Annotated in this window: 10 protein-coding genes; 5 read left to right on the top strand and 5 right to left on the bottom strand. The window is 56.3% G+C overall.

Features of this window, described 5'->3' with window-relative positions:
• Positions 1–20: 20 nt before the first annotated feature.
• Positions 21–1,256, bottom strand: coding sequence for a TniQ family protein (locus tag B4E36_RS19695; RefSeq protein WP_292052251.1), 1,236 nt, complete (start codon positions 1,254–1,256; stop codon positions 21–23).
• Between the two features lie 165 nt (positions 1,257–1,421).
• Here B4E36_RS19695 and B4E36_RS19690 point away from each other — a divergent pair, with 165 nt between their 5' ends.
• The 3 genes from B4E36_RS19690 (at position 1,422) to B4E36_RS19680 (ending at position 2,932) form a co-directional block, all read left to right on the top strand.
• A complete protein-coding gene (locus B4E36_RS19690; RefSeq protein WP_292052253.1) occupies positions 1,422–1,721 on the top strand; it encodes a nucleotidyltransferase family protein in 300 nt (99 codons plus the stop codon).
• Positions 1,718–2,062 (top strand): DUF86 domain-containing protein, encoded by a 345-nt coding sequence (locus tag B4E36_RS19685; protein ID WP_106313098.1) that lies wholly within the window; start codon positions 1,718–1,720, stop codon positions 2,060–2,062. Before B4E36_RS19690 ends, B4E36_RS19685 begins: the two co-directional genes overlap by 4 nt.
• Positions 2,063–2,677: 615 nt before the next feature.
• Positions 2,678–2,932, top strand: coding sequence for a hypothetical protein (locus B4E36_RS19680; protein WP_200338466.1), 255 nt, complete (start codon positions 2,678–2,680; stop codon positions 2,930–2,932).
• A 472-nt stretch (positions 2,933–3,404) separates the two neighbouring features.
• Here the strand turns inward: B4E36_RS19680 and B4E36_RS19675 are convergent, their stop codons facing one another.
• Entirely contained in the window at positions 3,405–3,839 is a 435-nt protein-coding gene (locus B4E36_RS19675; protein WP_292052263.1) for an alpha/beta hydrolase family protein, read from the bottom strand.
• Between the two features lie 322 nt (positions 3,840–4,161).
• On the opposite strand from B4E36_RS19675, the gene B4E36_RS19670 reads away from it, so the two are divergent.
• Positions 4,162–4,491: a hypothetical protein gene (locus B4E36_RS19670; RefSeq protein WP_292052283.1), complete on the top strand. Its 330-nt coding sequence runs from the start codon at positions 4,162–4,164 to the stop codon at positions 4,489–4,491.
• 751 nt (positions 4,492–5,242) lie between these two features.
• On the opposite strand, the gene B4E36_RS19665 is transcribed toward B4E36_RS19670, so the two are convergent.
• The 3 genes from B4E36_RS19665 to B4E36_RS19655 all read right to left on the bottom strand — a co-directional run bounded on the left by B4E36_RS19665 (position 5,243) and on the right by B4E36_RS19655 (position 9,310).
• Complete coding sequence (locus tag B4E36_RS19665; RefSeq protein ID WP_292052265.1) at positions 5,243–6,607, bottom strand: surface lipoprotein assembly modifier; 1,365 nt, start codon at positions 6,605–6,607, stop codon at positions 5,243–5,245.
• A gap of 5 nt (positions 6,608–6,612) precedes the next feature.
• On the bottom strand, positions 6,613–7,521 hold the full coding sequence (locus B4E36_RS19660) for a hypothetical protein (RefSeq protein ID WP_292052267.1): 909 nt from the start codon (positions 7,519–7,521) through the stop codon (positions 6,613–6,615).
• Between the two features lie 160 nt (positions 7,522–7,681).
• Positions 7,682–9,310, bottom strand: a complete 1,629-nt coding sequence (locus B4E36_RS19655; protein WP_292052269.1) for an alpha/beta hydrolase — start codon at positions 9,308–9,310, stop codon at positions 7,682–7,684.
• 461 nt (positions 9,311–9,771) lie between these two features.
• On the opposite strand from B4E36_RS19655, the gene B4E36_RS19650 reads away from it, so the two are divergent.
• On the top strand, positions 9,772–10,386 hold the full coding sequence (locus tag B4E36_RS19650) for a metallophosphoesterase (protein WP_292052271.1): 615 nt from the start codon (positions 9,772–9,774) through the stop codon (positions 10,384–10,386).
• The last annotated feature ends 263 nt before the right edge of the window (positions 10,387–10,649 follow it).

Below are 10,649 nucleotides of genomic sequence, written 5' to 3'. Positions count from 1 at the left end.
GATTTTAACGAGTCCTGAGCCTAGGCGAGTGGGATGAGAATATTCTCCGCCACCAAGGCCTCCAGCTCTGTGCGGGTCGCCCCCAAGACCTCACGCATGGTCCTCAAAGAGACAACATCCGAGATCCGCGCCAGAACCGGGTTGGCGACTTCCGCCAAGAATGTGGTCCGGCGGTCCGGCAACGATCCATTCGCTTCGATCACGGCGGCATCGATGAGCAATTTCCGCATGAGCTCAGGTTCCGTGCCGGCCTCACGGGCAGCCGTGGTCACGGAATGCAGCTTCCTCGTGGCAACATGTTCGCCCAGCAGATCAGTGCCGGGCTCGATAGGCCATGTGTCCAGAATGATTTCCCGAAAAATACGCCGAATTCGGTCGAGGCCGGGGTCATTCACGTGCTCATACGTCAACACGGAATAGATCTTTCCGAACGCGCCGGATGGCTCTTCATAACCATCCTCCCCGGCCGCCGCCAATTGTTGTATTGCCGTGCGGATCTCCGGCTCGCCACGGCTCAACACCTCAAAGCCAGCCGCTCGCGCAGCTCTGTTCGTGTCGGCACTATCAGCAGTCCTGGCTGGATCGAGCCTGAGCAGCTCGAAGCCAAAATTGTAGCACATGATGACGCTGGCCGAGAGTGGCTGATCTGCGAACCAAGTCGTATCCTTCCCGCTCTCCAACCTCTGATCCAGCCAAAGGTCGTAGTGGGAGACTTCGATACGCGGGTGTTCAAACGCTCCGCACTTGATGTCTTCGACAATCCCCTCGAGCTGCAGGCCTATATCATTCCGTCTGGAAAAATGCGGTTCTGTCCATAGCGGCACAAGTGGGTGGCAGTGCTTCACGCACACGCATGTATCCCTCAAGAGCCAGTGCCCGCGCATCACCATACTCTGCAGTGGCGGCTTGCGGCTGTTTTCCATATCTTCCCGCAGGCAGATCGGGCAGCCGCGCATCGTCGGGTTGCGAACAGCACGCGAGACGAATGCCTCACCACGCAAGACCGACCTGACATCGCCGACTGGCTTGCCAGTCCACGATACCAGCTCCTCCATTTGCTCCGGCGACAGACCACCGAACGCCGCCACTGCAGCCAACGGCTCGTCTTCAAAGTTCAGCACGCGCCGAAAAGCCACCCTCATATCGTAACAAAGATCGGCCGTGCTGACGCCCTTGGTCGCGGCAAGCCGTGACAGATAGGAGGGCAGTGTCTCACGCGGGACCAGTGACGGTGCGAGTGGCGGAAAAGTCGACATGGGCGCTTCGTTTGATTCTGAATTAATTGCCGCAAATTGCCGCCGACGGCAGTTCGAGTCCAGACAAGGCTTGAAACATTTGACGAGTTCGCCAGGAGAGAGCAGCGTTGAAAGCTCTGTGAACGCCTTCCGAAATGAATTATATAGAGAGCGAAGGACAAGGACATGCCGGGAAAAAGGCCATCACAAGCTCTGCTGCAGGATCGGGACGTCATCCGACGTCTTGCCGAACGCTACCGCACGGCTAATCCTCGCGTTTATGGCTCGGCGCTGACCGGACGCGATCGCGAGGACAGCGACCTCGACGTTCTGGTCGAGCCTTTGCCGGAAACCACCCTGTTTGATCTCGGCGGATTGCAGGAAGCTCTCGAAGAAGCCCTTGGGGTCAGGGTTGATGTGAAAACCCCACGCGACCTCCCTGCTCATATCAGGAACGATGTGCTGCGTCAGGCTGTAGCCGTATGAGCGCAGCAAACAGACTGCCCGACTACCTCGATCAGATGATCCAGGGGGCGACGGACGCTGTCACGTTCACGGAAGGCATGGACGAAGGCGATTTCCTGGCTGACCTCAAGACGCAGCGTGCCGTTGTCATGAGCCTGATGATTGTCGGAGAGGCCGCCAGCCGGGTTCTCGCCGACTATCCCGAGTTCGCGCAGTCGCAGGCCACTGTTCCCTGGCGCAGCATTCGTGGCATGCGCAACAGGATCGCGCATGGCTACTTTGACATCGACCTCCATGTCGTCTGGCAAACGGTTACCGAACTGCCTGGGCTGGTCGAGCGCCTCGTCGAGATCCATCACTGAAATCAAATTCGACGTAAGCGCCCCTCCTTGGCGATAACAGGCGGTGCACCGCGCCATCGAAAAAGGCGCGGTTTCGCGAGAACAGAACTTACTGTTTAAAAATTCGCTCATCCCTCAGGTGCGCGTCCAGGCTCTTCCCACCCTCACAACCCGCGTTTGTCGCCTGCATCTCGTTGGCCGCATATCGCTCCAAAACAACAACGTCCAATGCCAACGGCTGTTTCCGAAGCCGTTGCGTAACCGGTCTTTTCGTCTGGAAAACACACGTCTTAGGCCTTCTGGTGGATGATGAAAATACCAATTCCTGTGCATAAATTTTAGTGCACATATTTTCCTTTTTTCGCATTACTTCGAAGATCAAAATCGACTTTCCTTCGGAAAGGGTGACCACCTTACGAAGATGCGAAAAATGTATTACGTGTTGTTTTTTCGCATTTATATTAATTTCTCATTTCAACATGAGTCCGGGACACAATTTTTTAAGAACTTTCGCCTTAAATGATTGCTTTGTCGCAATGGTAAAAAATTCATCATTATTTTTTATTGACGGAGGAAAATCTATCTACTACCAAATAATGCAAACAAGCCGAATCACCCAGAGGGATGACGATATCGATGCTCGCCGCGCTCCCCTTCGATCTTTCCGACCCCGACCACCGGGCTGAGTACTTCCGCGTGGTGATGAGCCGCAAGAAACTTCGCCTGGAAGACGTGGCGGACGGTATTCAGATGAGCAAGAGCATTGTGAGCGCTGCGCTCAACGGCAAAAAGCAGTCGAGAAAGCTCGTGCGCGCAATCGCAACCTACCTCGAACTTGATCCAGATATGTTTTTTGCAGAAAAGCCAAACCAAACCCCACGAAGGGAATAAGATATAAGATTACCATTCAAGTAATCTTCTTTCGGCACGATCAACGCTAATAACAGAGTAGATTCTTATATTCGCACTTCTCAAGAAATGCGAACTGGACGAACTGTACCGAAATTCAATGAACACAGTACTCGCGCAATATGAGCGCGTTGCCGCTTGGAGGGTAGCGTTCGCGGATTCTCGCTGAACACCTGCTTCCGAGCCGAAAAGACAAACGGAGCGGTCCGCCGCTCGTAGATGCTGGACAGGAAAGGAAACGAACACAAGCAAAACACATATGGCCAAGGCCAAAACAGAAAAGGCGTGATTGCGTCAACAATCACGCCCTTCCGAAAAGAAGCAGATGCTCCTTCGTCGAGACCACCTCAATAGCACGCTCGTGCCGGGGTGGGAAGGGTGTCGCTTCTCCTCAAAATCTGAATTCAACAGACCCGAGAAGCCAGGCTTCTCGGGCAAGGAGAACCCGCGTCGATTATGTCGATGATACCGGCAAGGACAGGCATACAATCATGGATGCGCATCCCCATGCGCCACGTTCGAAAAGAAGCGGATTAACCAATTCATGTGGTTGGCAACCTCGTCCCAGCCATCCCCCATTGAAATTGATGGAGCCGCAGAACGTGCCTGACCTCATACCTGAATAGGCAATGGCCAGGATGCCCCCACGCGACACGCCGCCTATGACAAGTTTTTGCTGATCGACATCAGATCGATCGCGCAAATGGTTGACCACAGCGTCAACGTCCTCAACGGCCCTCTCGAAGCCAGCTATCGCGACATCTACGTCACAGGAATAGCCGGAACCGTCCAATGAGAGACCTTCGCCATATGCCCCGCCCGATTTTCCCCTCCCTCGGCGTTGAGGGAAAAGTGCCAGCCAGCCCCTCTCGACAAAGTAGTTTGCCACAACCTCAGGAGCCACCGTCCGGGAATAAAGGGTCTTATTCTGCCCCTTCCGGTCGAACCGTGATTGAACACGACTGTTGGAAACGGGCCGTTGCCACAGGGCTTGGCGGCGACCACCTCTAATAGAACATTACGTTCGAGAGACGGTATTAAGAATTTTTCGAATTTCATTGAGCCTGCAATCTGATGCGCTTCCTGACGGCCGCATTATCATTTTGATCGGCGGGATCGTGTCTCTGCACGTGATGTAGCCGGATCGATGGTCACCAGTGTTTTCCGGTAAGGTCGGATTGTCAAATACCAACCTGATGGAAAGACCATCGATGACCGAAGATATGATGAGCCTGCGCTTGCTCGTTGAGAAAAGCGCCGATGCCGATTTACTGCGCGAGATGATCGGCTTTGCCGCCGAGAGGCTATCCGGAAGGCACGGCAAAAGCCGAAGCTACATCACGCTGCGGGACACGATCGAAAGCAGGGGTTTGTTCAGGGTTGCTCCTTTGGGAGTGGCCCTTGTTCGTGCGCTGTATCAGCCCCACGCATTAACCGTTAAATCTGAGAAGGATTTCAGATGTCGGAAAACGGAATTCGGGTGTCGGATTCCAAAACCGACTTGTCGCAATACGATTTCATCTATTGTTTTTGTTGCATAAAAAAGCCGTGCAGAACTGCGTTTCCGTGTCGGACGTCATCTGTCGTCCGACACGGAAACACCGACTTTGCGACAAAAGTCGGTTTTTCGACTCGCCACTTGCGGCGATGCCTTGGAGCCCTCGCAGCTGCCCAATTGGGCGCCTGCTGATTTCGCCCCTTACCCGTGAATTGAAAAATAAATGCCGCGCAGCGCCGATCAGCCGGTGCTAAGCTTCCCGCGCCAACAGACCGGCTTTGTCTGTGTCAATCAGACCCCGCAGCAAAACATCCGCCTCCGCACCAACACTCACGTTTTCCGGATATCCGCATCAAGCTTGCTTTGCTTCGGTCTTTAGGCTCAAAAGATGCGCCTAATCACTAACCCGAAGACTTTCCAACTGAACGTGGGACGCAATGGGCACAGGTCAGTCACCCCGTTTTTGGCAAAAGCCGAAGAGGCAGACAACCTTCGTCGTCAGCTCGACCAAATTCGCGCCATTGCGAATGGGTGCGGCAAATCCAAGTCGACTACAACGGTGGGAGGCGACCAATGGCGCCAGTGAAGAAAGGCCAGTAGAGTCCGGGTTCATAAACCTACACCGACGAAATCCGCTTCGTTTCGCGCCAGCAGTTTGTGAAATTACCAACCTTTCCAGTACCATCATAAACAACTACCGCAATGAGGGGCGCTCGCCCGAGGCCGTATCCCTCGAAGCCAAACGATTGGCTTTAGTGAAGACGGAGGTCGTGGACCCCAATCAGAGAAGACTCTCAGAATTTCTTCGTCAGATAGGTCGAAAGCGTGTTCTTCGAAAAATCATAGACATCGACATTCGAGAAGTTCTGGGTGTAGGCATATTCGATGCGTGGGGCGAAGCCCTTGATCGCCAGATTGCGCAGCGTGATGCCAAGCGAGGCCTGGATACGCTGATCTGAGCGTTTTTCGCCGGCCAGATAGGTTATGTCCTGATATTTGCGATCATCCGCGAAAATCGAGATATCGGAAATCGCGCCGAAACTCCATTCCCGGAAATACTGCGCGTTCAGGGAAAGGCGGAGATAGCTGTTGGTGTCGTTCGCCGCATCGACATAGCCGATATTGCCCCCGAAACGCACCGAGCTTGCCGATGAGATGGCATAGAGATGGCTGATCCCCAGCACTGTTTCGCTGCCGTCCAGTTCGTCGCGGTCGTGGTAATCGAGCTTTCGCCACATGCCACGCAGCGTTGTGACGCCCTTTCGTCCCATATTGTGACGCAGCGAGAAAGCCGGTCCGAGCGACCAGCGATAAGGTTCTTCGCCCTTCATCACATACTGGCCTACAAGGCCGCCAGTCACCGTCCAGTCCCCCATTTCCCGGCGATAGTCGACGAAACTGTCAAAGTAGCTCGTGTTGAAACTGGTGTCGCGATACCAGTTGCCGTTCACCCCGCCACCTACCGTGATCGATGAAATTTCATCAAGGTCAAAACGGTAGGATCCGTTCAACCCATAGCCATAGCCGATGCCGCTCTTCTTTTTGGCAGGCAGTATGGGAATGCCGCCGATATAGACGAGGTCGGCATCGGGGGCTTCGGTAATGTTGGTGCTGGGGGCGATTGAGAGATAGCCACCAAGCGACCAGGGACGAATCGTGCGGGCCTTGGCGGCAAGGCGTTCATAGAACGCGCGCTCATCGGCACTATTGGCGCTGCCGGCCAGAAGTTCGAAGTGATGCAGCGATGCGTTGCCCTCGCCCTGTTCGTAGAGAACGCTGGCAAGTTCACGCCGGACGTTGCGGGCCTCGGGGTTCTGCGAAAGGATGGCGCGAAGCGCGCTTGCCGCTTCCGGCAACCGGCCCTGCTGCTCCAGTATGAGGGCCTGCGTGAAGGCGGCAGCGAGCGCCTTGCCCTTTTCGTCGGTCGCGAAGCTTTGCGCCAGTGCCATCGCATTTTCATACTGGCCATATTCAACCAGCACACGCACCGCGTCAAAGCCGGTAACGGTGGACTTTTTTGCGAAGCCCCATTGCGGGGCGCCAATCGTGAGGGCCACAAGGGCAAACGTGAACAAAAAGGCGCGTGGTCCGCGCTTCAGTTCGCGACACAGGCCGCGCGCCGGCTTTCCGGCGCGCGGTTCAAGTCTGCGGTTGGTCATCAGCCTCAGTCTGCCAGGTCCGCCTGGAACACGCCGACGGTAGCCTTTGTCGGGTTGTCGGCATTGTCGAAGGCGGCCACGCTGCCAGCAGTCGAATCGGCTCCGGCGCCATAAAGCGAACCCTGGACCAAGGAACCTTCGCCGGCCGCTGCGCCCCCGATCGTCACGCTGTTGGCAACATAGGAGGCACTGTTCTTGTCAAGCGTCCCGGCAAAGCCGACATCGTCCATCGCGCCGATCGCATCGTCGCCGTCATAGATGGTCAGGTCGCTGAAATCGCCTGAAACCGCGCCGCTCTGAAAGTCGACGGCGATTTCGCTGGAGCCCGAAACCAGGCCGCCGGCCTCACCGTTCTGTGCACTGCCGAAATAGTCGCCCCGGTAAGTGCCGGTGCCTTCCTGCGGCAGATCGGATACGGTATCGCCGCTGTAAAGGGCGAGGAAGTTGCCGTTCCCCTCATCATTCTCGCCGTCAACGGTGATATAGAGCGCGCCCGATGTGCTGTTGTCATTGTCGGAACCGAGGAACGCTTCCAGTGTCGCCGTCTGGCCGTCCAGATCGGCTGTGTCACTGCCCTCGCTGAAGGACACGCTCTGGCCGGCATAGGGCCCGGACGTGAAGCTGACGGAAAGATTGCCATTGTCATCTTCGGTGTAGTCACCTGTCGTATCGGTAACCGAGGTGACGGATCCGTTCCTGAGTTGAACGGTGGTTCCGCCGACTGTGTAGTTGCCGTCACCACCGCTGGGTTCTCCCCCCTGCGAGCCGCCGCCGCCAGCGCCCGGGTCCCCCGGAGAACTGTTTCCGGACGTGCTGCTGCATCCAGCCATCGCGATCATTGCGGTGCCTGCCAGAGCAGCCAGAAAAATCTTGTTCATTACCCCTAACTCCATATTCGCTTTCAAATCGCGCATTTACAGCGCTTCGCGTTGACAGGGTAAAGCGATGGTATCGGAAGCGCGCCCCCCATTTGGGGGGTGAAACGGTTGGCTTACCAAATTATCATTTGGTAAGCGGCTATCATTTGTTGTGATGCTATTCCGAAGCTATTGCGATACGCATTGGCGACAGGGATCAAACGCAAGAGGTGCAGGCTTGCTCCACGCCGGTTCCCTCGTCCGAAGTTTTGACTTCCGCGCACCGTTCCGATGGGGCGTCGCGCAAATGTGCGGCCAGAAGTTCAAAATGGCTGGCGACGAGAAGGTGGCCGGCGTTCGGTACGACGGCAAGGGGCGCGGCTATCTGTGTTGCCAATTCGGAAGCGACTTCGGGAGGACACATTTTGTCCTGCGCCCCCTGCAGAAGCGACACTGGCACCGGGAGCTCTTTTGCCTGCGCGGCCCAATCGCGCTGATTAACGGTCAGATCGGCCACGATGCTTGTCGTTGAACGCTCGGCAATCAGGGACAGCCAGTCCAGCGCCCACCCGGTTTCAAGATAGCGTTCTATCACCGCAAGGTCGGCAGGCGATTCGCGATAGCCGTGGCGATAGGCGCGCCCGGCAAGCTCGGGTTTACGTGCAATGGCCGCATAGGCCCTGACAAGAGCGGCGAAAACGTGCGGGTTTTTCCGCGAGACATTTGTGAGTGCGCTCTGAAGCCCGCGATTTGTGGACCCTGAAGCCATGGAGGGCGGATAGGGCACGCCGGCAAGCATTAGGCATTCGGTTAGTTCGGGAAAACGCGCCGCGAAATGGACCGCCCAGGAGATGCCGGAGTTTGTCGCCACGCATGTCACCGGGCCGCCAACGAAGTGGCAGATATATTCCGCGACGGCTTCAGTCTGGGTTTCCAGAAAGCGCGAAGGGTCGGCGCCTGACGCTCCGGGAGAAAAAAAACGAGGCACAACCAGCCAGCGCAGCCCGTTGCGGTTGAGAATCTCTATCTTGTCGTCGCAGAGCACGGTCGGAGAAAGCAGGCTGTGGAAATAAAGGCAGGGCTTTCCTTTCCGGTCGCCGAATTCCCACACCGGCAGTTCCGTGCCGTTTTCCAGCGCCACCGAGTGAACGAGAACATCGCGGCCATAATGCCGCCTGAGCAACGCCCGCTCCGGACTGGCCGGCGACCTGCGCCCGAATGACTCGGTGAAATACCCCAGCAGACGGATGGAGAGCGTACGTGTGAGCGCCGCCTGACTGGCGACGTCGAATTTCTGGAAGATGACCTGCAACTGCTTGCGCTTGGTATCATAAGAGGTATTGAGCGCTACGGCCGCTTCCTTCAGGTCAAGGCCAGCCAGCAGGCAGGCAAGCAGTTGGTATTCACTGTTGGTAAGGCCTGCGCCCGAAGTGACGATCGACTCTTCGACAAAAGCGCGCTCGAGTTCGAGCGCCAGCCACAGCGCACCATCCGGCGCAGCGGGCCAATAGCGCCTCAAATTGAACAGCACGACCAGTCTGCCATTGCATGCGCGAAAGGCGACGCCGTCGTCATTGCTTTCAGGCAGCGCCAGATTCTCTGGCAGTTTTTCGGTTTCATCGACACTCAAAACCTTGCAGCCGCCAGCGTCGAAGACAGCGCCGGGAAGGCCGAAATCAGGCAGAAACGTGTAAAGAAACTGCCGGATCTCCAGTTGCCTGCGGGCATCAGAAACGCCTGGCTCGTCGCGATCCCAGTGCAGTGGAAGCGCCGTCGCTTTGAAAAGCGTCGGAATTTCGGCGAGACGCGCGATGTGCTGCCTGAAAATCGAGCTTGGTGAGGTCATCGGTGCAAGGTCCGGCATTTGCACCCAACGGTCAAGAAATATGACGAAAAAGCGGCTTTTCCGTGTCGAAAAATCAAGGCTGTCTCAGACTGGAGCTGAAAGATATGCCGAAATCCTTGAAAGCAACACCTCGCGGCCGTCATGCATAATTTCGTCGGCGAGTTCCATCTGGCGCACGAATTCCGGATTATAAGGCGTAAGGCGATAACATCCACAACCCATTTCCGGGACAAAGTCTTATCTCGTTCCGGCTGTCTTAGACCGGGTCGATCCGCTTCTTGAAACGCAGCCCAGTTCTTCCGCAGGGATTTCGCCGGCCGAGATAACGGGGTGCCGGGCTGAGCCTACACCCGTGTTCTTGATCACATGCGATTGCATCGCAGGCCTGCACTGGTTGCGAAAGCACCAAACATTCTTCATTGTCCCGCCGTCGAGATTCGAAGGTATATACAGGTGGGCTCGTGCGATTTATCGGTGACATCCATGCAGACGGCGCAGCCTATGCATCCGCAGTCGCCGGAGTTGATGAGAGCATTCAGGTCGGTGATCTCGAAATTGGGATTGCTCGGGAGGAAGACGTCAGAAAATGGCCCTGCCAGCCTGGAAGCGGTCATCGCTTCATCCGCGGCAACCATGACAACCCATCCGTATGCCGAAATCACCCGCTATTCATTGAAAGCGGCGCCGAAGGCGACATGTTTTTCGTGAACGGGGCCTGGTCGATCGATCAGGACGATCGCGAGGAGAACAAGGACTGGTGGCCAGACGAAGAGCATAGCCAGAGAGATCTGGACCTCCTTTTCGAAGCTTGGTCCAACAGGCGGCCGCGCGTGATGATTTCACATGATTGTCCCTGGCGCGTCAGCCAGGAGCTCTTCCAAATCATTGATTACTCTCCCGGTCCATCCCGCACGGCGCGTGCGCTTCAGGCAATGTTTGACTGTCACCAACCCGAGGTCTGGGTTTTCGGCCATTGGCACAAAAGGCGCGATCAAAAAATCGGTGCGACACGCTTCGTATGCCTCGAGCGAGGCGGCTGGATTGATATCGACCTGACTGTCAAAACCGCGCCATGATGGGTTTACGCTTCACCATCGCTCCCAAGCTGATGTTGCGTTCACCACACCACGATGGCGACCAACTAGCCGACCTGTTTATACTGCCAGTGGAAACCTATGCGTTTGCCGAAGAGCGCCGCCTTTTCTACGTCGCAATAACCGCTGGGCTTGGAATCGCAGGTGGATGAACGTCAGCGGCCGGTCACGGGGCGCGAACAGATACGTTCCGGACCTATCGTCGGCGTCCCGGTCTCACGGTGTTGATTTTCACTGAGAACTGA

This window comes from Martelella sp. UBA3392 (assembly GCF_002358775.1).
GTDB classification, from domain to species: Bacteria; Pseudomonadota; Alphaproteobacteria; order Rhizobiales; family Rhizobiaceae; genus Martelella; species Martelella mediterranea.
This window is presented reverse-complemented; position numbering and strand designations above follow the sequence as displayed.

Coding starts and splice junctions, on each gene's coding strand:
- B4E36_RS19695 (WP_292052251.1), bottom strand. CDS start 1,256: ATGTCGACTTTTCCGCCACTCGCACCGTCACTGGTCCCGCGTGAGACA.
- B4E36_RS19690 (WP_292052253.1), top strand. CDS start 1,422: ATGCCGGGAAAAAGGCCATCACAAGCTCTGCTGCAGGATCGGGACGTC.
- B4E36_RS19685 (WP_106313098.1), top strand. CDS start 1,718: ATGAGCGCAGCAAACAGACTGCCCGACTACCTCGATCAGATGATCCAG.
- B4E36_RS19680 (WP_200338466.1), top strand. CDS start 2,678: ATGCTCGCCGCGCTCCCCTTCGATCTTTCCGACCCCGACCACCGGGCT.
- B4E36_RS19670 (WP_292052283.1), top strand. CDS start 4,162: ATGACCGAAGATATGATGAGCCTGCGCTTGCTCGTTGAGAAAAGCGCC.
- B4E36_RS19665 (WP_292052265.1), bottom strand. CDS start 6,607: ATGACCAACCGCAGACTTGAACCGCGCGCCGGAAAGCCGGCGCGCGGC.
- B4E36_RS19660 (WP_292052267.1), bottom strand. CDS start 7,521: ATGCGCGATTTGAAAGCGAATATGGAGTTAGGGGTAATGAACAAGATT.
- B4E36_RS19655 (WP_292052269.1), bottom strand. CDS start 9,310: ATGACCTCACCAAGCTCGATTTTCAGGCAGCACATCGCGCGTCTCGCC.